The sequence below is a fragment of the Pandoraea aquatica genome, assembly GCF_902459565.1.
Lineage (GTDB): Bacteria > Pseudomonadota > Gammaproteobacteria > Burkholderiales > Burkholderiaceae > Pandoraea > Pandoraea aquatica.
Map to the genome: position 1 here is coordinate 126,365 of NZ_CABPSN010000001.1, position 22,350 is coordinate 148,714.

General features: G+C 63.5%; 22 protein-coding genes. 11 read left to right on the forward strand and 11 right to left on the reverse strand.

What is annotated here, in order from left to right:
* Positions 1–13: 13 nt before the first annotated feature.
* The 6 genes from PAQ31011_RS00470 to PAQ31011_RS00495 all read left to right on the forward strand — a co-directional run bounded on the left by PAQ31011_RS00470 (position 14) and on the right by PAQ31011_RS00495 (position 6,933).
* Complete coding sequence (locus PAQ31011_RS00470; RefSeq protein WP_150573988.1) at positions 14–1,759, forward strand: mechanosensitive ion channel family protein; 1,746 nt, start codon at positions 14–16, stop codon at positions 1,757–1,759.
* Complete coding sequence (locus PAQ31011_RS00475) at positions 1,749–3,278, forward strand: DUF2252 domain-containing protein (protein ID WP_150573989.1); 1,530 nt, start codon at positions 1,749–1,751, stop codon at positions 3,276–3,278. Before PAQ31011_RS00470 ends, PAQ31011_RS00475 begins: the two co-directional genes overlap by 11 nt.
* 19 nt (positions 3,279–3,297) lie before the next feature.
* Positions 3,298–4,848, forward strand: coding sequence for a GGDEF domain-containing protein (locus PAQ31011_RS00480; RefSeq protein ID WP_150573990.1), 1,551 nt, complete (start codon positions 3,298–3,300; stop codon positions 4,846–4,848).
* Positions 4,849–5,179: 331 nt separating this feature from the next.
* A complete protein-coding gene (locus tag PAQ31011_RS00485; RefSeq protein WP_150573991.1) occupies positions 5,180–5,713 on the forward strand; it encodes a BON domain-containing protein in 534 nt (177 codons plus the stop codon).
* Between the two features lie 252 nt (positions 5,714–5,965).
* Entirely contained in the window at positions 5,966–6,328 is a 363-nt protein-coding gene (locus PAQ31011_RS00490; protein ID WP_150573992.1) for a BON domain-containing protein, read from the forward strand.
* Between the two features lie 164 nt (positions 6,329–6,492).
* A complete protein-coding gene (locus PAQ31011_RS00495; RefSeq protein ID WP_150573993.1) occupies positions 6,493–6,933 on the forward strand; it encodes a PRC-barrel domain-containing protein in 441 nt (146 codons plus the stop codon).
* A gap of 72 nt (positions 6,934–7,005) precedes the next feature.
* Here the strand turns inward: PAQ31011_RS00495 and PAQ31011_RS26250 are convergent, their stop codons facing one another.
* Entirely contained in the window at positions 7,006–7,269 is a 264-nt protein-coding gene (locus tag PAQ31011_RS26250; protein ID WP_174989836.1) for a hypothetical protein, read from the reverse strand.
* Here PAQ31011_RS26250 and PAQ31011_RS00505 point away from each other — a divergent pair.
* From PAQ31011_RS00505 to PAQ31011_RS00515, 3 genes are all read left to right on the forward strand, one after another.
* Positions 7,268–7,423, forward strand: coding sequence for a DUF3309 family protein (locus tag PAQ31011_RS00505; RefSeq protein WP_072633275.1), 156 nt, complete (start codon positions 7,268–7,270; stop codon positions 7,421–7,423). The genes PAQ31011_RS26250 and PAQ31011_RS00505 overlap by 2 nt on opposite strands.
* A 34-nt stretch (positions 7,424–7,457) precedes the next feature.
* Complete coding sequence (locus PAQ31011_RS00510; RefSeq protein WP_150573995.1) at positions 7,458–7,694, forward strand: ChaB family protein; 237 nt, start codon at positions 7,458–7,460, stop codon at positions 7,692–7,694.
* 370 nt (positions 7,695–8,064) lie between these two features.
* Positions 8,065–9,279, forward strand: a complete 1,215-nt coding sequence (locus PAQ31011_RS00515; RefSeq protein WP_150573996.1) for an MFS transporter — start codon at positions 8,065–8,067, stop codon at positions 9,277–9,279.
* Here PAQ31011_RS00515 and PAQ31011_RS00520 read toward each other — a convergent pair.
* The 6 genes from PAQ31011_RS00520 to PAQ31011_RS00550 form a co-directional block, all read right to left on the reverse strand.
* Positions 9,177–10,607, reverse strand: a complete 1,431-nt coding sequence (locus PAQ31011_RS00520) for an MATE family efflux transporter (protein WP_217424820.1) — start codon at positions 10,605–10,607, stop codon at positions 9,177–9,179. The two genes, PAQ31011_RS00515 and PAQ31011_RS00520, sit on opposite strands and share 103 nt — an antisense overlap.
* A 295-nt stretch (positions 10,608–10,902) precedes the next feature.
* Positions 10,903–11,514, reverse strand: coding sequence for a DUF2239 family protein (locus PAQ31011_RS00525; RefSeq protein WP_150573997.1), 612 nt, complete (start codon positions 11,512–11,514; stop codon positions 10,903–10,905).
* A 112-nt stretch (positions 11,515–11,626) separates the two neighbouring features.
* Positions 11,627–12,922: a type II toxin-antitoxin system HipA family toxin gene (locus PAQ31011_RS00530; RefSeq protein WP_150573998.1), complete on the reverse strand. Its 1,296-nt coding sequence runs from the start codon at positions 12,920–12,922 to the stop codon at positions 11,627–11,629.
* Positions 12,923–12,991: 69 nt separating this feature from the next.
* On the reverse strand, positions 12,992–13,279 hold the full coding sequence (locus PAQ31011_RS00535) for a helix-turn-helix transcriptional regulator (protein WP_246179251.1): 288 nt from the start codon (positions 13,277–13,279) through the stop codon (positions 12,992–12,994).
* A gap of 123 nt (positions 13,280–13,402) precedes the next feature.
* The gene (arfB, locus tag PAQ31011_RS00540; RefSeq protein WP_150574000.1) at positions 13,403–13,819 is read right to left on the reverse strand and encodes an alternative ribosome rescue aminoacyl-tRNA hydrolase ArfB; all 417 of its coding nucleotides are present in this window, start codon (positions 13,817–13,819) and stop codon (positions 13,403–13,405) included.
* A gap of 858 nt (positions 13,820–14,677) precedes the next feature.
* Entirely contained in the window at positions 14,678–15,466 is a 789-nt protein-coding gene (locus PAQ31011_RS00550) for a DUF2092 domain-containing protein (RefSeq protein ID WP_150574002.1), read from the reverse strand.
* Between the two features lie 636 nt (positions 15,467–16,102).
* Between PAQ31011_RS00550 and PAQ31011_RS00555 the strand changes: the two genes are divergently transcribed.
* Together PAQ31011_RS00555 and PAQ31011_RS00560 are read left to right on the forward strand one after the other, a co-directional pair.
* A complete protein-coding gene (locus PAQ31011_RS00555) occupies positions 16,103–16,723 on the forward strand; it encodes a hypothetical protein (RefSeq protein WP_150574003.1) in 621 nt (206 codons plus the stop codon).
* A 125-nt stretch (positions 16,724–16,848) separates the two neighbouring features.
* Positions 16,849–17,430: a hypothetical protein gene (locus PAQ31011_RS00560; RefSeq protein WP_150574004.1), complete on the forward strand. Its 582-nt coding sequence runs from the start codon at positions 16,849–16,851 to the stop codon at positions 17,428–17,430.
* On the opposite strand, the gene PAQ31011_RS00565 is transcribed toward PAQ31011_RS00560, so the two are convergent.
* Genes PAQ31011_RS00565 through PAQ31011_RS00580 form a run of 4 tightly spaced genes read right to left on the reverse strand, consistent with a single transcriptional unit; the run spans position 17,418 to position 22,347 of the window.
* Positions 17,418–18,896 (reverse strand): heavy metal sensor histidine kinase, encoded by a 1,479-nt coding sequence (locus PAQ31011_RS00565; RefSeq protein ID WP_150574005.1) that lies wholly within the window; start codon positions 18,894–18,896, stop codon positions 17,418–17,420. The two genes, PAQ31011_RS00560 and PAQ31011_RS00565, sit on opposite strands and share 13 nt — an antisense overlap.
* Before the next feature lie 32 nt (positions 18,897–18,928).
* On the reverse strand, positions 18,929–19,603 hold the full coding sequence (locus PAQ31011_RS00570) for a heavy metal response regulator transcription factor (protein WP_039398512.1): 675 nt from the start codon (positions 19,601–19,603) through the stop codon (positions 18,929–18,931).
* Positions 19,604–19,612: 9 nt separating this feature from the next.
* Positions 19,613–21,094, reverse strand: coding sequence for an efflux transporter outer membrane subunit (locus tag PAQ31011_RS00575; protein ID WP_150574819.1), 1,482 nt, complete (start codon positions 21,092–21,094; stop codon positions 19,613–19,615).
* 5 nt (positions 21,095–21,099) lie between these two features.
* A complete protein-coding gene (locus PAQ31011_RS00580) occupies positions 21,100–22,347 on the reverse strand; it encodes an efflux RND transporter periplasmic adaptor subunit (protein ID WP_150574006.1) in 1,248 nt (415 codons plus the stop codon).
* Positions 22,348–22,350: the final 3 nt, after the last annotated feature.

The following is a 22,350-nucleotide window of genomic DNA, read 5'->3' on the forward strand; positions in this document are numbered from 1 at the left end:
CAGGAGCCGTGATATGCGCATTCGCATGGGGCTGTTGCAAGTGCTGGTGGTGGTTGGAATGACTGTCGCGCCGCTCACGGCTGCGGTATCGGCGACATCGGCAACATCTACGGTCGCATCGTCGCCGGAGTCGTCGTCGGGTGCGGCGGACGCGTCTGCCAACGCCCCGAACGACGGTGCCGAGCTTCGCTTCATGGACCGGCCGGTCGTCACGTTCCGTGGCACGCTCGGCGGAGCAACGCCCGAGGTGCGGGCGGCCCGGGCGCAGGCGGTGCTCGACAGCCTGCCCGGCAGCACCTTCGATCTGCCTGTCGACGTGCTGCACGCATCGCTCGGCGGTGTATCCGGCGTGGCGTTCCGCGTTCGCGACCGAATCCTCTTCGCGCTGACGACCGACGACCTCGCGCCGGGCGACCCACGTCCGCTCGACGTCGTTGTGACCGAGGTGCAGAAGAATCTTCAGACGGCCTTCGCCGCCCGGCGCGAGCAACTTCACTGGCCGACGATTCTGCGAGGCATCGCACTCAGCGCGCTCGGTGCCGTGGTGCTGACGATTTTCGTGATCGCCATCGGACGCACGCGGACCCGGCTCGAGACACGGCTTCAGACCGCCTTCGAGAAGCGCGTCCTGCAACGCACGGCCCGCACCTTCGACTGGACGGGGTCGGCCGTCCATCTCGTGCATCAGGTCGTGCAGATCGGGGCCGTGTGTCTGGCGCTGGCCTTCGCTTATCTCTACCTCATCTTCGTGCTGATGCAGTTCCCGGCCAGTCAGCCGCTGGCCGGACGCCTGTCGGACTTCCTCTGGACACTCGTCGACCGTTTCGGCATCGGCGTGGCGGGTGCCATTCCGGGCATCCTCACCGTCATCGTCATCTTTCTTCTCACGCGCGCGTTGCAGAGCCTCGTCAACAATGTCTTCGACGCGGTGCAAAGCGGACGCCTGGCCATTCCCGGCATGCACCCCGAGACCGCCGGTGCGACGCGGCGAGTGGTGTCGGTCGTCGTCTGGGGACTTGCGCTGACGTTCGCCTACCCCTATATGCCCGGCGCGCAGAGCGACGTCTTCAAAGGTCTGTCGGTCCTGCTCGGTCTGATGGTCACGCTGGGATCGAGCGGCATCGTCAATCAGCTGATGAGCGGGATGGTCGTGATCTACAGCCGCTCGCTGAAGAAGGGCGATCTCGTGTCGATCGGCGACGCCACCGGTGTGGTCATCGGCGTCGATGCGCTTTCCGTCAAGCTGCGCAATCTCGCGCAGGAAGAGCTAACCATCCCGAACGCCGTGGTCGTGGCGTCGACGGTGCGCAACTTCACAGCGCAGGGGCGCGGACACGGTGTCGCGATCAGCACGACGCTGACCATCGGCTACGACACGCCGTGGCGTCAGGTGCACGCCATGCTGATCGAGGCGGCGACGCAGACGCCGCAAGTCGCCGCCGTGCCCGCGCCGTATGTGTTGCAGCGAGCGCTGTCGGACTTCTACGTCGAGTATGAAGTCTTCGCCACCTTGCGCGATCCGTCCACGCGTTTCGCCGCGATTTCCGCGCTTCACGAGAACATTCAGGACGTCTTCAACCGTTACGGCGTACAGATCATGTCGCCGCATTTCGAAGAGCAACCGCATTCGCCGCTGACGATCCGGCCGGAACACTGGTATCCGGTCCCGGCGCGTGCACCGGCGGATGCGGGCGGCGTGCCATCGGCATCCGCACCCTCGCCGACACCACAAGAATTAGGAGCCGGTCATGACAGTTAAGTCGTTGAGGAAAAAGGAAAGTGCCTCGAAAGCGACCCCAGCCGCTCCGGCCGCAGCGCCCGTCGCGCCTGTCGCGCCTGCGTCGTCTTCACAGTCGGCGGCCCCCACCGTTCCCAGCGTCCCATTCGAGGCCCGCGTCGCGGCGGGTCGCCAACTGCGCGAAAAGACACCCCGCAGCAGCCATTCGCATCTCGGCAACACCGACCGCGACATCGTGGAACTGTTGCGAACGAGCAGCGAGGGGCGGGTGGCGGCGCTCGTGCCGCTGCGTTACGGCCGGATGCTCGCGTCGCCGTTCGCCTTCTATCGCGGCAGTGCGATCGTTCAGGCCCACGACCTGGCGGGCACCCCGAACTCCGGGCTCACCATGCAGATCTGCGGAGACTGCCATCTGGCGAACTTCGGCGGATTTGCCACGCCGGAACGGACCTTGATCTTCGATCTGAACGATTTCGACGAAACCGCGCCCGGCCCATGGGAATGGGACCTGAAGCGGCTGTGCGCGAGCCTGGTGCTGGCAGCACGGCAGTTCGGTTTTGGCGACACGCTGGGGGTCGAGATGGTACGCGCCGCCGTGGACACCTACGCGCGACGGCTCGACGAATACGCCCACATGCCCACCATCGAGCTGTGGCATGAGCAGATCACCTTCGAGCGCATGCTGAATCTGGCGGGGACCGACCGGGTGCGTGAAGGCGTCAAGCGCGGCATCGCCCGGGCGTCTGGCCGCACGCATGAGAACGTTCTGCCGAAGTTCGCCCAGCAGATCGGCGATCACTGGCAGATTCGCGACACGCCGCCCACGGTGTTTCACGTCCACGGTGCGACCACGCTTTTCGGTCCGGAAGACGACTGGCTCGGTCTGGGCGACTGGCGCACCTTATTCGCCCCCGTCTATAAGAGTTACGTCAGCTCGCTCCCGCCTGACCGTGCGCGCATGCTCGAGAGCTATACGCAGCAGGACATGGCCTTCAAGGTGGTGGGGGTCGGCAGCGTCGGTACGCGTTGTCTGGTGTTGCTGATGATGGATGCTCACGAGCAGCCGCTATTCCTTCAGTTCAAGGAGGCGTCGCGCTCGGTCGTCTCGCGTTTCTTCCGCAGTGTCACGCCCAAGCACGACGGGCGGCGGGTGGTCGAAGGGCAGCGCCTCATGCAGGCGGCCTCTGACGCTTTCCTCGGTTGGGGATCGGGACCGTTCGGCCGTTGTATCTATGGCCGCCAGTTGCGCGACATGAAGATCTCCGCGCAGTTCGAGTTGTTCCGTGCCGACGGCTTTCGCGAGTACGCCGGGCTATGTGGCTGGGTGCTGGCCCGCGCGCACGCCAAAGCGGGAGGATGCGCGCCCGAGCTGGTCGGCTACGTCGGCAAGGGGATTCGACTGGGCGAGGCGATGATTCATTACGCGACGGACTACGCCGATCAGGTCGAGCGGGACTATGAAGTGTTCCGTAAGGCGTGCCGCGACGGGCGGCTCGAAGCCCGCACCGACGCGGATATGGCCGCCGACTTTATGGCTTGAACAAGGAGCGCATTGAAGTATGCCGCTGCATCGGTTGCAGGCACGTGTGGTCGTCGCGTTGGAAACGGCGGTGCGCTGGGTCGCGCGCACGCCGACGCTCATCGTCTGGAGCGGCGTGGGGATCTCCATCCTCGTCATGGTGGTGGCCGTGGCGTTGCTCTACGAAGGCCGACTATTGGTGCTCGCCCGCGCGGCCGACAATCAGCGCAACATCGCCGAAGTGATGGAGCGCGATCTGGAGCTCAACTTCCAGTTGTACGAGGCCTCGCTCGATGCGGTGGTGAAGTTGCTGGCGCGTCCCGATGTCGAGGCCATGGCACCCGCGCTTCGGCGTGAGTTGATCTTCGAGCGGGCGGGGGCGTCGCGTTACATCGGGTCGCTCGTCGTGCTCGACGCCGAGGGAAACATTGCCATCGACGCGGAGAGTACGGTGCCGCGGCCGTTTAACTTTGCCGATCGGGATTACTTCAGCGTCCATCGTGCCGGTCCCAACGCCGGACTCTACGTGAGCGGCTTCATTCACTCGCGCCTTCGCAACAACGCGCCGACCATGGTCCTTAGTCGACGCCTCTCGCGCCCGGACGGCTCGTTCGCCGGGGTCGTGTCGCTGGCCGTGGATATCGAATACTTCCGTCATTTGTTCGACCACATCGAGGTCGGACGCGAGGGGGTGATTCTCCTGCTTGGGAAGGACGGCGCAATTCTCATGCGCAAACCGTACGACGAAAGTGTGATCGGGCTGACGATGGCGCAGACCGGCCGCTATGAATCGCTGCCGCCGGGGCGTGACGATCAGCGTATCTTTCCCATTCGCTTTCTAGGACGCGACAGCCTGATGTCTCGGCGCTTTCTAAGTAATGTGCCGCTCACGCTGATCATCGTGACGTCCAGCGACGAGACGCTCGCCCCATGGCGCAAGCGGGTGTTCGAGTTCGGCGGACTGTTCCTGCTGCTCAACGCGGGATTCGTACTGACGTCGTTGCTCCTCGCGGCCCAATTGCGGCGACGCCTACGGGCCGAGCGGGAGTTGCGGCTTCTGGCCCGTACCGATGGCTTGACCGGTCTCTCGAACCGCCGCTCGCTCGACAAGATCCTCGCCCTGGAGTGGCGGCGCATGCGTCGCGCCGGACATTCGCTGGCCGTCGCCTTCATCGATATCGACTGGTTCAAGCGCTACAACGACACGCACGGACATCAGGCGGGGGATGCCGCACTCGCCGCAGTTGCCGGTGCCATCGGGGCGGCGCTGCAACGCCCGTCGGATGCTGCCGGGCGTTACGGCGGAGAGGAGTTCATGGCGGTGCTGCCTGACACCGACGCGCTGGGCGCTCAGCGCGTGGCGGAGGGTATCCGGCTCGCGGTCGACCGGCTCAATCTCGACCACACGTCGAGCGACTTCGGTCATGTGACGGTGAGTATTGGTGTGGCTTGCAGACACCCGCAGGCCGGGGAATCGGTCGACATGCTCGTCAAGGCGGCGGACCGCGCGCTCTATCGTGCCAAAGAAACCGGTCGCAATCGCGTCATCGTCGCTTCGGAAGCCGATGCGAGGGCTCCGGAGGAATCGTAAGGCCGTCGATCCCGGAAGGGTCGTCTCTATCTCCTCGTAGGAATTGTCTGATTCTCCGCCTGCAACGAGTGCGGATCGACGCGCCGCGCTCCCCATTTTCTCCAGAATCTCTCGTTCTTCAAGAGGATCAGAAGACGGCTGTAAGCCGTTGATCCTTTGGGGACTATTTGCGCCCCGACTTATTGATGCGGCCGCCATATACGTTTTGCCAGCGCCCGCCTACACGTCTTTCAGATTCCGCCGATTCGCCGAATGAAACTCGCTCTCTACAATCGATTTCAACAAGTCCGGTGCGCGTTGCAATAGCACGGACAGCAGCCAAGGAGTTGTCATGGCGAAGCGTAACCCCCCATCGCCAACACCGCCCACCGAGACTGACAAGCGTGGGTTGGTGGACGAAGGAACGCAGGAAGGCACGCAGTCCCCGTCGGAGCACGAGCAACACGCACTGACGCATGAAGACGGTGATGCCGAGACGCAGGGCGCGCCCATCGACGCGGTGAAGCGCAATGCGAAGGCCAGCAACGTCAGGGATATCGAAGGCGAAGCCGGACAGGCAGCAGGGAGTCGGGGCCGTAGTGGCGGAAGTGGAGGCGGAGACGCTCAGGCCGATGGCGCGGTACACGATGCGATCAGAGAGTCGCTATCCGCCGCCATCGACCTCGACGTCTCCCACGTCGAAGTCACCGTGACGTCAGGGCTCGTACTGCTGACCGGCTATGTGCCCGAACGCTGGATGCAGCACGTCGTGCAGACGGAAGTGGAGAGGATCGACGGTGTGAAAGGTGTCGACAACCGGTTGCACGAGCGGCGCATGAAATCGATGAGCCGCCCGGGCGAGAGCCAGGAAGGCCACAAGATTTAGCGCAGATTCAGCGCTAACAATCGAACAAAGGACAAACCGGCATCTGGGGTGCAGCGACATATGCGCAAAGAAGCGCAAAGCACCGAAGACGCCGGTCAAGAGGCAAGACCGGGCATCTCCGGGCGAGGGGATGTATCACCTAAGTCTCGGTCGTCGTATGGGCGCCGCACGTGTGCCGTGCAGGAGGTGACGCCCAAAGGCAACGCAAGGCAATGCCAGCGATGCGACGGCCCATTTCGGGAGGTCAACACAATGAAACAAGCCAATCTGCTCAAACTCGTCATGGCGGGTGCACTTGCTACCACGGGCATCGCAGCCCACGCGCTCGATCAGGGCGGGATCATCAAGATTGCCGATAACGCGACCGCCAGCGGCGTGATGAGCGATACCGGCCGCAAGATCGACGATTCGGCGCTGACCGCCAAGGTCAAGGCCGAGCTGCTCGCCAAGAAGGATGTGCCGTCGACCAAGGTCCACGTCACGACGCGCCACGGCGTGGTGCATCTGACGGGTTCGGTGCCGCAGTCGGCGCAGAAGACCCTCGTTGAGGATACGGTCAAGGGCGTAGACGGCGTGGTCGATGTCAAGAACGACATCAAGGTATCCGCCAAGTAAGCGTCAGTCATTGCAATTGCAGGACGTTGCGGAGGCACGTGCCGCCGCAACGTACAAGAGACCGCACTCTCGCCCCGTCGAAGGCGTGTTCTCGGGATGACGCTGTGAGTTGTCCGGCGTTGTTCTGAAACGCGTGCCTCGACTTCACAAGCGAAGGAGGAATCATGACTATGCAATCCGGCCGGGGCCAGACACCCCAAACCAGTCAATCAGGCGCTCGCATCGTGGGCGCATCGCACAAGCTACCCGACGGGCCGGGCCCGTCCGTGATGGCGGCCGACACGCTCGACGCGGAAGACGTCGTGAACACCGCAGGTGAGAGCCTGGGCAAGGTCAAGCACATCATGCTCGACGTCCAGCGCGGGACCGTGGCTTACGCCGTGTTGTCCTTCGGTGGCTTCCTCGGCATGGGCGACAAGCTGTTCGCCATTCCGTGGCATGCCTTGCAGCTCGACGTAGAGAACAAGCGCTTCATCCTGAACATCGATAAAGAGGCCCTCAAGAAGGCGCCGGGGTTCGACAAGGATCACTGGCCGAGTATGGCCGACATGCATTGGGCCGAGCAGGTGCATACGTATTACACCGTCGACCCTTACTGGCATTGAGCCGCACGAGTGTTTGCTCATGCCGAGCCTAGATCAAATTCGTCGACTGACGCAGACCCTTTGTCTGGACGGTCACTTGCCTGAGCCGTACGACCCGGGCAACCCGCCAGGCAAACCGCCGGGGACACCGCCGCCGAACACACCTCCTGACGAGGATGAACCGACGCCGATGCCACCGCCCGACCGGCCGCTCGATCCGCCGGTGGAAGAACCGCCGTTGCGCCCGCCCGGCAAGTACGTCAGGCGACCGAGCGGTCTGAACGGAGCAGCGTACAGGTCGTAAGGATGCATCGGCGGGTGAAGGTTGTCGTCGGATCGACAAGGGAGGAAAGCCATGCTTGGCACCATCTTGTTGATTGTTCTGATTTTGTTGTTGGTCGGTGCGTTACCCGCGTGGCCGCATAGCCGGGGATGGGGTTACTACCCGTCCGGTGGTCTCGGACTGATCGTTCTGATTGTGGTGTTGCTCGTGGTGATGGGGCATATCTGACGATAGGCCCCATTCAAGGCACGGAGGACTCGTCATGCCGTATCGACAGACTCACGATTTACCGGCGAGCGTGAAAGACAACTTGCCGGCGCACGCTCAGGAGATCTATCTCAAGGCGTTCAATTCGGCCTGGGATGAATACAAGGATCCTGGCGAGCGGCGCGGTCATGAATCGCGTGAAGAGACGGCGCACAAAGTGGCATGGAGCGCCGTGAAACAGACTTATGAAAAGGATGACAAGTCCGGGAAGTGGCATTCGAAGCCTCACTGACCACTGACCGGTGGTTCCGGAGAGTGGGCGTAAGCGCTGCGCAGTGATTCCCATGCGGCGCGCGAATCGTCACTCACCGTTGACCCCCAATACGACTGCATCCGGTTCCCGCAACCGGAGCGCATTCGTAGCTTGCCGGCCCACCCACTGGGCCGGCTTTTTTTTGCGCCGTGCACGCGTGTGCAAGTGGGGTGGCGTGTTCATTAGGGCGCATTCGTCGTTCGCCATATTGCAATGCGGTAGATGTGTGCCAAAACGAGGCTGTTTGCCCGTATTTGTGACGTTTTGATGATGTTGCAACGCCGCAGTGAGCCTGCAGACTTTGACGGCTTCGCGTAAAATCCACGCTTGCTGTCATCTCCGAATCCCGATGAGTTCCCCCCAAATTCTCCCTGTCGAGGCGACTGAAACGTTGCCTTCGTCGTCCATTCCCGTCTGGCTCTCGTTCGTGGCGCTCGCCATGGGCGGCTTCGGTATCGGGACCGGCGAGTTCGTCATCATGGGCCTGTTGCCCGACGTCGCCCAAGGTCTGAACATCACCATCCCTCAGGCGGGGCACGCGATCAGCACCTACGCACTGGGTGTCGTGATCGGTGCGCCATTGCTTGCGGTGCTCGGTGTGCGTCTGCCGCGTCGCGCGTTTCTCATCGCCCTGATGGCGATGTTCGCCATCGGCAATTTCGCGAGCGCGCTGGCCCCGGGCTATCTCTCGCTGATCGTGTTGCGCTTTCTCAGCGGTCTGCCGCACGGCACCTATTTCGGTGTGGCGGCGCTCGTCGGGGCGTCGCTCGTGCCGCCGCATCGCCGCGTGCATGCCGTCGGACAAGTCATGCTGGGTCTCACGCTCGCGACACTCTTCGGTGTGCCGATTGCCGCAGGCCTCGGCCAATGGCTGGGCTGGCGTGCGGCGTTCGTGATGGTAGGGGTGATCGGCGCGCTGACGGCCTTGCTCGTATGGCGCTGGGTGCCGGACGCGCCCGCACCGCATGGCGCAAGCCCGCTGCGCGAATTGAATGCACTGCGCAACTCGCAGGTCTGGCTCACGCTTGGGATCGGCGCTATCGGCTTCGGCGGCATGTTTGCCGTCTTCAGCTATATCAAGCCGACGCTGATGCAGGTCGCCGGTGTGCCCGAGTCGTGGGTGCCGTTCTATCTGGCGCTGTTCGGCGTGGGGATGGTCGGCGGCACGATCATCGGTCCGCGTCTGGTGGCGGCGGCCACGTTGATGCGCGCTATCGGCGGCACGCTGATCTGGTCGGCGTTGTTGCTCGTGGCCTTCACGTTCACGTCGTCTAGCCCCTGGCTGGCGGGCGTGAACGTGCTGGCGATCGGCACGATCATCATCATTGGCCCGGCATTGCAGATTCGTCTGATGGACGTGGCAGGCGAGGCGCAAACCCTCGCGGCGGCGCTGAATCATTCGGCCTTCAATATGGCCAACGCCGCCGGCGCGTGGCTCGGCGGCGTGGCGATCACCGCGGGTTACGGCTGGACGTCGACCGGTTGGGTCGGCGCGCTGCTTTCCTGTGCCGGCATGGTCATGTTCTTCTGGGCGCGACACGATGCCCGTCGGAAGGCCCGGTAACACAAGCCCTGCATCGCCAGCATGGCGATGAACGCGAGCGGATACGCCCACCAGATGCCGGTGAGTCCGGCGATCCGCTCGAACATCCACGCGGCGGGCACTTCGATGCCCAACAGCCCGATCATGCCGAGTAGCGTCGGCACCCACACGCGGCCGCTGGCGCGCATTGCGCCGGTCATCACCGCAGTGGTTCCCATCACGAGCACACTCCAGGCGACGATGTAGAGCAGGTGCGTCGCGAGCGACAGCACGTCGGGATCGGTCAGGAAGCCGCGAAGGATCGTGGGGGCGATCAGATAGATCACAACGATCAGGCTGCCGGTCAGTCCCAGGTTGCACAGCAGACCGGTGCGTACGATCGCACCGATGCGCTCACTGCGTCCTGCGCCGATGGCATGGGCGCACAAGATCGACGCAGTAATGCCCAGCGTCATCACCGGCATCTGCAACCAGCTCATCACCTGCGTCACCGCACCGTAAGCGGCAGTGGCATTCGCACCGTGTCGATTGACCATGCTCAGCAACACCATTTCGGCAATCGCCATCGTCAGCATCTGAATCGCTGCCGGCACGCCAATGTGGAGGATGCCGCGCGCCAACGCCGGGTTCCATCGAATCGCGCGCCACAGATCGGCGTTCGGTGCCAACGGATGTCCCTTGCGTCGCCAGTGGAGGGCCATCCAGATCAGGGCGACGGTGAACGCGAGCACCGTCGACGCCACGGCACTCGCCACGCCCAGTGCCGGGAATGGTCCCCAGCCGTAGATGAACGCCGGCGTCAGGCCGAGCGACAGCAGCGTCGCTATCAGTAGCGCGATGAGCGGCGAGACCGCGTCGCCGGTGCCCCGGCTCATCGACGTCGTCAACCAGAGCGTAAAGATGACGGGCATGCCGATGAGCATCCACCGGGCGTATAGCGTTGCGGCGTCGAACACAGGCTCGGGGGTGCCGAACACGCGCATCAGCGGTGTCGCAAACAAGGCGCCTAGTACGCTGATCACGATCCCCGCACCGAACATCATGACGAGCGCCGTGCCTGCGATGTTGCGCACAAGCGCACGATCCTGCGCGCCCCACGCCCGACCGACCATGACGGTGGCGCCGGCAGACAGACCGATCACGATCGCCAGCAAAAAGAAGAAGACGGGAAAGAAGGCGGAGACGGCCGCAATTGCGTCGGTACCGATCAGGTGCCCGAGATAGATGCCGTCGGCCGTGCCCGCAATGGACTGGAGCGCGTTGGTGAGCATCATCGGCACCGCGATGAGAAGCCAGGTTTTCCAGAGCGGCCTGGGCGGCTGCGGTGGTGTGGTGGGTTGTTGCGTCATGGTTCGTTTTCCTCGGTGAGAACGCAAACGTCGGACGGGATACGTCAGACAAGGACGTCGGCAAAAAGGGACGTCAAAAGGGACGTCAAATGCGACGCCAAAGGGGATGTCGCAAAAGCGACAGGCAAAGCGAGGCCTATCCGGGACGGCGGTCCGCCCGGTGAGCAGTGAAATCAGCGAAATCGGTGAAGGAGGCGAGGGCGCGACGCGGCCCCGCTCCGATGCGTTACGACGTGATCAGGTCGGTTCGACGGATGTCCGGCACTTCTTTTGCCGGGGGATCACGCCGACCTTGTCAGGCAAGCGCGTCGACCAGATCGTCGGTGGACGTGAGGCGCATCAGATGCGTGCGCACGTCTTTGGGCCATTCGACGATGCGTTGGGCCAGTGCGTCGAGATCGTTGGCGAAAAGCGCGCGGGACGCCTCTTCGAAGTGCGGCAAGTCGCCCGCCATCGTCGACATGAAGCTGTACGACCGCTCCTGCGCGCGACGCTGCATATCGCGCTCGGCATTCGCGCGGCGCGCTTCGTCGATCAGCTTGCGCAGTGCGACGGATGCGCCACCGCGCTGCTCGGCGAGCCAGTCCCAGTGACGCGGCAGCAACGTGACTTCGCGCGCCACGACACCGAGCTTCGGGCGACCCCGGCCCTTGGGGGCGTCGTCCGATTCGGGCGACGTGTCGGCGCTGTCGGCCACCGGTGCGGGATAACGCGCACGGATGTCGGCGGCGCTACCGCGCACGTCAACGTCGCGGGTGTCGCCCGTCAGGTTGTCGAAAATGAGGACCGACGCGTTCGGGTCGGCAAGCATCGCCTGGGCAAAGGCGATGGCGGCGTCGGCAAGCGAGCCGGAGGCAATGCGGCGCTTGTCGCGAAAGACGGTATAGCCAAGTGATTGAGTAGCCACAACGGACTCCGATAACAATGACGGATGGTCGATGTGGCGAATATTACCCGGGTGTTATTTGGATTGCAATATTATCCGGGTAATATTTTTGACGGTGTGGCAGAACGGTGTTTCAGGCCGTCAGCGCCACGCCGCCGTTCAGCCGTTCGAGCACGGTGGCCTTGACGGCACCCGGCGCATCGTCGAGCAATGTGGGCCAGGCGGCCTGCGCCTCGCGAACGGTCTCGCGGGCAATCGTCATCAGCCGTCCCACGCGCAGCAGACCGGCCCCTTTGAGCAGTGCTTCGAGGGCCGGCCAGTCGAAGGCGCGCAGCGTCTTGTCGATGGCGCGGTTCACGCCGTAATGCGAGGGCGGTACATCGTGGAAGAAGGCCGCGACGCACACCGGATCGTAGACGGGGGCGAGTTGTGGTGTCTGCGCGTCGGGATAGATCAGCGCCCAGTTCTTGAGATGCGCGTCGGTGTTGCCGAGCAAGATGAACGCGATCAGACGTCGCATGAATTCGCGCACGTCGCGCACGGGCTGGCCGGAGAGCTGGTCGAGCACGCGCAGCATCGTGGTGTAGTCGACGTCGAGGCCGCGTCCGTATTTGCTGCGCGGCGGGTATTGCAGCACCTGCGCGAACTCTTCCATGTGCACACGTCGGCCATCAGCCAGACGGTCGAAGCGGGGCACCGCGAGGATGTGCTCGAAGGGGACGTGTTCGGGCAGATCGGCGTCATGCCGCGAGATGATTTCGGCCTTGGCGCAGTCGAGATCGAGGGCTTCGCACAGCTGATAGCCGGTGAATTCGTTTTCGACGAGATCAGGGTGGCGCGTGGTCGGTAGCTTGAGAATGACCGATCCAGCGCGCCCCTGACGCTTCACGATGTAGCGGCGGCCGTCTCGAATGGCGGAGAACTTCGTTACGACACCGGGCAGCGACGCCGCATCTTCCACGGGCGTGTCGACGAAGCCGGGCTCGACCATCTCGAGTCCCAATGCGGTGTGCCAGCGATGCACGACGTCCGGCACGCCTTCGCGCGGCGGCACGGGTTCGACCTCCAGTGCCCCCATCAGATCATGACCGGCGGCGGCGAGCAGTTCGAACTCGTCGTCGGGACTGCAATGGCGCTCGGCGGCGAGGCGTTCGCGGTTGTGACCTTCGGGCAGCAAATTCTCGAAGTACACGGGCCAGCGGCCATCGGTGCGCACGAGCCGAACGTCTTGCGGCGACGCGAGAATTTCGCGCGTGGCCGTCTCGTTGGCCCCGCGATAGGCGAGCGAGAGGACGGGACGCCGTGCGTCAGCAATGTAATCCTCGTCGAACGACATGCGCAGGATGTCCCCGTACTGCGAGAGATAGCCGATGGCGCGACGCGTGCCGTCCGGCTGATGCAGATAAGCGCGCAAGTATTTGATATGCATGGCGAGAGTCTCGTGCGGGCGGTCATGTGCCGATTTCAACGACGATGACGGCCGGGGCGGTCGGGCGGGTTAGGCCCGAAGCGTTTCCACGATGGAGGGCGGGGCCGACACGCCGCTCGGCTGCGCGAGATATTTGCCGCCTGAGCGCAAGAACGCTTCGACTTCCTGACGAAGTGCCGCGGGCACGAACATCGGTTCGAGACCGAGTGCGCGTGCCGTCTCCAGCAGCGTCGACATGCGTGGGTCGAGCGCGCCCGACTCCATTTTTTGCACGGTCATGCGCGACAGACCGGCCTGATCCGCCAGTTCGGCCTGCGTCAGTCCGGCGTCCTTGCGTGCTGAAATCAGAGGCTCCATGAAGCTCATCATCATATGCTTTTCAGGGGAAATGATGATTTATCTTAGCATTATTTCGAGCGCCTGATGGAGATAGGCTAATTAAAATTAGTTTTTGCGTGTAAATGATAATAAATATTAGCTTCACCCTTCGTGTCCCGAATGCACTTTGCCTCTCGATGCCTTGACGCGAGACCGCACCTGTTTGGCGTCGCGGCGGCGCACCTGACTTGCGAGCGTGGGCCGCGTGGCCACGCGGCGGCGGGGCACGACAGCGGCGGCGTCGACCAGCGCCTGAAGACGCGCCAGCGCGTCGGCGCGATTGAGTTCCTGCGAGCGGTGTTGCTGTGCCTTGATGATGATGACGCCGTCTTGCGTAATGCGATGATCGAGCCGGGCGAGCAGCCGCGCTTTCACTTCGTCGGGCAGCGACGAGCGCATGACGTCATAGCGCAGATGAATGGCACTGGAGACTTTGTTGACGTTCTGGCCGCCTGCGCCTTGCGCGCGCATGGCAGTGAGTTCGACGTCTTCGGGAGCGATAAGAATGCGACGGTTCATGGGCTAAAGGATAACGTTCCCGATGCGGCACTCACAAGAGATCCCTAAAAGCGATTCGGCAGCGCCGGACTTGTCATCCGGCGCTGCCGATGCTCGCGCTGAGAGGGCCGTCTCAGTGAGGTGCGGTCACGACGACGAACTGGACGGTGGTGCCGGAGTAGACCGGCTGATACCACGTCGAGCCGCAACGCTGATAGGCGACGTTGTTGACGATAGTGCTTACACAACTCGGTGGCAATGAGGCAACGGTCGAGCCGATGATCGCCGCTGACACCCCGATGGTGACGGCGGCCGCCACCGGGTCATACCAACCACCACCCCAACCCCAATATGGCGGCGGGGGAGGTGGCGGAGGTGGAGGTGGAGGCGGCGGATGTGGTCCGGGCCCCGGTCCCGGTCCGGGAGGTGGTCCGGGCGGATGCGGCCCGGGCCCAGGTCCAGGTCCAGGTCCAGGTCCAGGTCCAGGTCCAGGTCCAGGCGGATGTGGACCGGGATTCGGCGACGGGTTAGGGCCGGGGTTCGGATGCGGCTGAGGTCCCGGTCCGGGTGGTTGCCCGCCGCCGGCATTGGCGTGCATCGCGCCACCGCCCGCAGGCCCGCCCCCTCGGGTGGCACCACTCAAATTGCCTTGCGGGGCACCGCCGCCATGGAATCCACCACCTCCGTGGAAGCCGCCACCAGCGGCACCACCGCCACCGTGAAGGCTGGTGCGCGCGCCGCCCCGAAACCCGAAGCTATGACTGGCCGTGGACGTCAGGACAAGCACCGCCGCTGTGGCAAGACACGTTGCGCGAGCCACCGTGAGGACGCCGGGTCTGCGCACCTTCGCTGTCGTGTTTCTTAAAGAGGTCGTTCGCGTCATTGCTGACCTCCTGCGGCAGGCGCGCCGTCCATTGCGGCAGACGGCGGCCGCATCTCGATGCGCTGCGCGCCGGCCGGGGCCTTGTACGTGAAGGTGCCCGACGGGAACGTCGGATTCAGATCCCAGCGGTAGTTCACGGAATGTCGCGGGCGCGACGGTTGCGACGTATCCGTGATCACGAAGCGGCATGGCAGCGGGCGCGAACCGACGCGAATCCAAAGCTCCCAGTCGACGTCGGGCTGCTGGAACGCGTAGTGGTTGCACCACTCGCCACCTACGCGATCAAGCCCGATGAACAGCGCCGAACGCAATTGCGAGGCATCGTCCGGGTCCATGCCCCAATAGAAGAGATCGGCCAGCGGCATGCCGATCTGATACTTCTCGTCGATATCCCGGATCAGCGCATCGATGGTCGGCGGGGCGCTTGCCTGACTGAAATACCGCTTGCCTTGCGATTCCTGGTAAAGGGTGAAAGTTTTGCCGTCGTAGACGAAGCCGCGATTGCGCGCCTGACCCGTTACAACGGCGCGTACCTTATCGGGGCGTTGAACGGAAAGCGCTGTTTGGTGAAGAAAGCCGACATTCTGTCCAGTGCTCAACACGGCATCCGTCACGGTATCCGCGTGGACCTGAAAGCGCTTGAGCGAGCGCAAATACCGACTCATTGTCGACAACGCATCGACCGCGCCTTGCTGCATCTCCGGCATGCCCTGTACGGGCAAAGTGCTGTCCGATTCAGGGGCCTGCGCCAATACCGGCGTGGCGACGAGCAGCGCGCCCGTCAACAGGATCAGCCTTACCCCGCGGGGCGGATCTCGTCGGATTTTTCGTCGGGAGAATGAAAAAAGCACTGTGTGACCTCATTCGAATAGTGGAATTGAACGGGACGACCGACACGTGCAGACGCGACGCCAGATGGCGCGCAAACATGAACTTCAGGCAATACACACGCGGCATGGCGCGCGGTATGTGAAATCAGAATAGTGATTCGGATTGCAAACTGTCAAGCTGCAAAACCATCATCCAAACGGATTAAGAATTACTTGAATCTTATGAATAATTTTGTAACAAGCTGTATCAAAATCGATGCAGGAAGAAAATCTATTACCCCGAGAATCATCAGGAAATGTTGATCTACATCAAAGTGTGATATTTCCAGTCCCCATATTTAGGGAGCATTAAGTGATTTCGTGAGAATTTGTCAGTAATTTTAATAACGTAAGTCGATGGTGAAATTTGGCATGCAATTCGAAAGAAACTTGCGGCTTTGAATTATTTTGTTACTATCCGATGGAAACATCCGGGTTTTTACGCAGTCGGCGAATGCCCGGTGTTTTAGTTTGGATAATTAACTAATTTGCGAAACCGGTTGCAGTATCTGCATTCGGTATTTGCATACATCGATAACAAAAGGACTCAGCATGAAGCTCACGAATGCCATGATTCTGGCCGGTCTGTTGTCGTTGGGAACGCTGGCGCACGCACAGGATGCGGCCCGTCCGGCACCGATCGTTGCGGGCGACGTCGTCGAATTTCGGACCACGTTGCTGGGTGTGGACGTCAAGAAACGCTCCATTCAGGTGGCCGACGATAACGGCAAGCCGGTCACGTTCCTCGTCGGCCCGGATGTCCGGAACTTTGAACAGATTCGCAAGGGCGACAAAGTCATCGTGGCGTTTAAGCGCTCGGTGGCCATTTCGGTCGCGCCGGGTGACGGCATTCGCAGCCGCGTGCTGACCGAAGGGGCCGACCGTGCTGCGCCGGGTGAAAAGCCTGCCGCCGATGCTGCGCGCAATCTGAAGGTCGTGGCGACGGTTCAGCGTATCGACCGCAAGTCGAATGTCGTGACGCTGCGCGGCCCGAACCGTACGGTCGACGTGAACGTGGAAGATCCGAAGCTGCTCGAAGGCGTGAAGGTGGGCGACGCCGTGACGGTGAACTACACCGAAGCGGTTGCCGTGGCCGTGACGCCCGATCCGTCGGCCAAGAGCAAGGCGAAGAAGTGGGTGCCGCCGGCACCTGCCTCGGCCCCGAAGCCCTGAAGTCGCTTCACATGGCGGCTGCGCCGCGCAGCGCGCAGTCGCATTGACCGTCGTATCCCCGGGAGGCCCAGTGTTGGCTCGCCGGGGCACGATACCCCCGATACGGTAAGCACCCGGAGATCGCCATGGCACGGTCCGCCTTGCAGTTCGACGATGCAACCTACGCTGCCTTGCTCGGCGCTGCACGCGATGCAGACGCCGCACACCCCCACAACAACCCCGCCTTCCTCGATGCCTTTCTGACGGATGCATGGAAAGCCGCGCGCCGGATCTACGGTGCGCAAACCTATCTGCGCTTTATGGCGCAGGCCGGTGTCACGCGCCGCCCCAGCGCCGGTACCGTGCAAAAAGCCATCGTGCGTGCCCGCGCGCTCTACGAAGTCCCGGTCATTCCGGCATTCGGAGGGATACCCGTCGCAGGGCAGTCCGTCTGGGCACAGCAACTCGAACAGAATCTGGCGCGCGCCATGACGCTGCTCGACGCGATGCCCGAAAGTCATGGCACGGTCAGCGATGGCGTTACCGATGTGGCAGACGCCATGCGTCGAGTGCAGCATCTGGAGCGGGAAAATCTGGAGCTAAGGGCGCGTCTGGCGCAAATGACGGTGGCCGCGGCCTATGCTCGCGAGGCACTGGGCGAGACGCTCACGGTCTTTGCACCGCATGCCGTACAGCAGGCGAGCAGCCTGGGTCGTCACGGGGTCTGACGCACGAGCTGGGTCGGAGTTGTCGCCGTTGAAGATGTAGCGGGTGGCGTGCCGGCGGCACCCGCGTCTTCGCGATAGCTCACCGAAAAGCCGAACGCATTGAAGCCGTTCGCACTGTGTGCCCACACCGTACCGCCGTGCATTTCCGCAATCGCCTTGACGATGGCCAGCCCAAGGCCGTGATTCTCACGGCTATTGGTGCGCGACGCCTCCGCGCGATAGAACCTGTCGAACAAATGCTTGAGCACGTCTGCCGGGATTTCTGCCCCCGGGTTGACGACTTCGATGCGCACGTGACGGGCGCGGTTCGGCTCGGCAGCGGTGGCGGCGTCGGGGATCTCGGTGGTAATGCGCACGTCGATATTGGCACCCGGTGCGCAATGCTCAATGGCGTTCATCACCAGATTGGCTAACGCACGTCCGAACAGCGCCTTGTTGACTTGCGCGAACGCGCTGCCATGCAGACGCGCCGTGACTTGTGCTTCTTCCAGCGGAAATTCCAGAAACTCCAGCGTGTGCGCCGCTTCGCTCGCCAGCGACACCGCCGTGAGTCCCGTCGCGCGTTCGCCCTGATCGGCGCGCGAGAGGAACAGCATGTCGTTGATGATGGTGCGCATGCGGCCGAGTTCTTCGAGATTCGATTGCAGCAGCAGGCGCAGTTCTTCGACCGGCCGGTCGCGCGTGAGGGCCACTTCCGTTTGTCCGATCAGGATCGTGACGGGCGTGCGCAACTCGTGGGCGACGTCGGCGTTGAACGATTCCAGACGTTCGTAAGCACCGTCGAGCCGGGCCAGCGCGCCGTTGAACGAATGCGCAAGATCGTCCAATTCCACGGGCAGCGAGCGGGTCACGAGCCGTTGCGTGCGGTTGTCCGGTCGAATCTCGGACGCCTCGCGTGTGAGTCGCGTGAGCGGCGAGAGGCCCAGCCGCGTCACCGAGTAGCTGAGCAGCAGCACGCCCAGCGCGCCCAATCCGGAGAGCGCCGCGAGACTGAGCCCGAACGCACGTAGCGTCTGCTCGTTGGGGGAATAACTGGCCGCGACTTGCAGCGTCACGGCCGGGCGCGTGCCATAGGGCGGCAGGATCTCACGCGTCGTCAGCATGTCGTCGCCACCGCCATCCGGGCTCAGACGCACGTAGCCATTGGATAGCCGTTTGACGAACATGCCGCTCACCGGCGTGCCGAACGTGTATCTCGGGTCGTCGCTGGAGACGGCATACGTGGTGGTGCCGTCGCGCGGGGTCATGTCGCTCAGCTTTTCCCGCACGATCTGCCACTTTTCGGGCGTGGCACCGTGATACACGATGATGTGAGCGATCTGCGCGCGGTCGTCGAGCGACTCACGCAGGTGCCGCTCAAGTTGCACGCGCAACACCAGATACAACGCCGCACCGACGAGCGCGAACACCGACAGCGCCACGACGGCGAACATGGCGGCAAGGCGGCGGGAGATCGAGTGTTTCACGGTGACGTCGTCGGCGTGGAGGGCGGGGGCGCTCAGGCCTCGCGCACTTCCAGCACGTAGCCCATGCCGCGTACGGTGTGCAGCAGCTTGGTGGTGAAGGGGCCATCGAGCTTGGCGCGCAGTCGTTTGATGGCGGTCTCCACCACGTTCGTATGGCTGTCGAAATTGACATCCCAGACCAGTTCGGTGATGGCCGTCTTGGACAGAATGTCGCCCTGACGGCGTGCAAGCACCGACAACAGCTGGAACTCCTTCGCGGTGAGATCGAGCCGGTGCCCGTCGCGCGTCGCCCGGCGGCCGATCAGATCGACGAACAGGTCGCCGACCGAGATCAGCGTCGATTCCTGCACGCGGGTGCGACGCGCGAGTGCGTGCAGACGTTCGACCAGTTCGATGAACGAGAACGGCTTGGTGAGATAGTCGTCGGCGCCTTCGCGCAGGCCGCGCACCCGGTCGTTCACATGATCGCGGGCAGTGAGCATGATGACGGGCGTGGACTTGCGCTCGCGCAGCGACCCGAGCACGGCAAAGCCGTCGCGCTTGGGCAGCATGACGTCGAGCACGATGACGTCGTAATCGAACTCCAGCGCCAGGTGCGTGCCTTCCTCGCCGTCGAGCGCAACATCGACCACCCAGCCTTGCTCGGTCAGCCCGGAGCGCAGATAGTCCACTACCTTTTGTTCGTCTTCAACGATCAGCACTTTCATGTCGTCACCTCATCTTTGCGCATTATACGAGTCAGAGGATGTCTCCGAGGGCTGCCATCCGCCGCCCAGTGCCTTGACCAGCGCCACCGACAGCACAAGTTGCTGTCCCCGGATCTGGACGTCCTGACGCTCGCTCGCCAGCGCTGCCTGCTGCGCCGTAATCACGCTGAGATAGGCCGTCAGTCCGCCCGAGTAGCGGTCGTTGGCAAGACTGAGCAGGCGCTCGGCGTCGACCACGGCCGCGTGCGATTCCTGCGCGGCGGCATTGAGGACAGACAGACCGGTCACGCCGTCCTGCACTTGCTGGAACGCGGTGAGCACCGTCTGACGGTAGTTGGCCTCCACCGCGCGATAACCGGCGCTCGCGTAGTCGACCCCGGCCTGACGCCGTCCGCCGTCGAAGATGACTTGCGACGCCATGGTGCCCAGCGTCCACAACAGGCTTGGCGCGGAGAGCAGATTGGCGAAGTCGGTGCTCTGCCAGCCGATACTGGGATTGAGCATCAGGCTCGGGAAGAAGGCTGCTTTCGCCACGCCGATCTGCGCATTCGCGGCGGCCATGCTGCGCTCGGCCGAGGCCACGTCCGGACGCCGTTGCAGCACATCGCTCGGCACCCCGAGCGGGATCTCGGGCAGCGTGGCAGGCAGCACGCCCTCCGGCACGGAGAACGCGGGTGCGGGCACGCCGACGAGCGCCGCGATGGCATGTTCGTACTGGTCGCGTTGCTGATGTAACAGACGGGCTTGCACGCGCGTGGTGTCGAGTTGCGATTGCTGCTGGAGGACATCCAGCCCCGAGACCGCGCCGAGATCGTGCTGCGCGCTCACATAATCGAGTGCCTTTTGCTGCAAGATGACGGACTGGTCCAGCACCTTGATCTCGGCATCGATGGCGCGCAACTGGAAGTAGGCGGTGGCCAGTTGCGTGGTGAGGACGAGTCGCGCATTCGCCAGATCGTCGCCCGCTTGTTCGGCGGACGCCTGCGCGCCTTCGACCTGACGGCGAATACGACCGAACAGATCGGTGTCGTAGCTCACGCCCAAGCCCACCTGAACGTTGTTCTGTACCGTCGACATGCTGCTCGACGAGTAGCTTGTGACCGGACGATTGGCCGAGATGCGCTGACGTGCCAGCCCAAATGAGGCATCCACTTCCGGTAGCCGTTGCGCCGAAATGCCGGACAACGTCGCCTGCGCCTGATCGTAGTGCGCGACGGCAGCGGCGAGCGTCTGGCTCTGCAAGAGGGCCTTGTCTTCGAGGGCATCGAGCGCCGGTTCGTTGAACGCTTTCCACCAGTCGGGCTGCATCGCGGCGCGCGACGGTTGCGCGACCTTCCAGTAGCCGTCCGTTTTCCAGATGGCGGGCGTCGGGACGTCCGGGCGATGGTAGTCCGGGCCGACGGCGCACGCGCTCAGCAGCGCGGCGACGGCAAGCAGCGTCGCGCTGAGCCGGAAGCCGCTATGGAGGTGACCCCGGCCGTCGTGATCCATGCGGCTCACGATTCGTCTCCCTGCGCCTTCGCTGCGGGTTTGCCGCCACCTTTGGCCTCAAGCGCCTTGGCTTGCACGTGGTCGCCGTCGTCCACCGAATCGCTGGGGTTGACGATCACGCGGTCGCTGGGCGACACGCCATCGGCCAGCTCCAGCGTCTGTCCGAGATCCTGCGCGATCACGATCTTGTGCAGATGCACGACGCCCTGATCGTCCACGACTGCCACACGCGGGCCTTCGGCACGGAACAGCAGCGCGTTGGCGGGCACGCTCAGATGCGGTTGCACGGCGCTGGGCAGCGCGAGTTGCACGTAAGCGCCGGGGCGCAGCTTTCCGTCCGGATTCGGCAAGGCGGCTTCGATCTGAAGCGAACGCGTTGCCACGTCGATGGCGCCGGACACGTGCGTGATCTTGCCCTGGAAGTGCTGCCCGGGCAGTTCGGCTTGCGTCACGACGACCGGCTGACCGACGGACACGCTTTGCGCATAGGCCTGCGGCACTTGCACGTAGACGCGCAGCGGGTCGGTCTGTGCCAGCGAGAACATGGCCTGTGCGCTGCCGCTGCCCGCCGCGATGAGATCGCCGACGTCCACGTTGCGCTGCGTGATCACGCCGTCGAAAGGGGCGACGATGCGCTTGAACGACTCCAGTTGCTGAAGCCGTTTGACGTTGGCATCGGCCGCCGCGAGATTCGCCACGCCCTGGGTGTAGGTGCTCTGCCGCTCGTCCAGTTCCTGCTGCGAGACGGCATCGCGCTGACGCAGTTGCTGCCACCGGTCGAGCGACGACTTGGCCAGACCGAGGCTGGCGTTGATCTGATTGCGCTGGGCGATGGCCTGAGCCAGTTCCTGATCGATTTCCGGCGTATCGAGGTCGGCGAGCAACTGGCCTTGTTTGACCTTCGCGCCGATGTCCACGTAGCGATGCAGCAAATAGCCCGTCGCACGGGCGTAGATGGGGGACTCCACCGCACCGCGCAGCGTCGCGGGCAACAGCGTTTCGCTGGCGGCGGTGGCCTGAGGCGTCACGACGCTCACGAATTGCTTTGCGTTCTGTGTCGTCACGCTGGCGACGGCACGGCGTTGCAGGAAGTTGGCGATGGTGGTGCGCGCAGCCCCTGCGATCAGCAGCAGGGCCACGATGATCAGCACGATCTTCGCGCGACGGAACTGGCCGTGACGCGGGGGGAGCTGCCGGCCGTCGGCAGGATCGTGCTCGGGAATGGCCAGTTCGGCGTGATGTTTCTCGGTCATGTC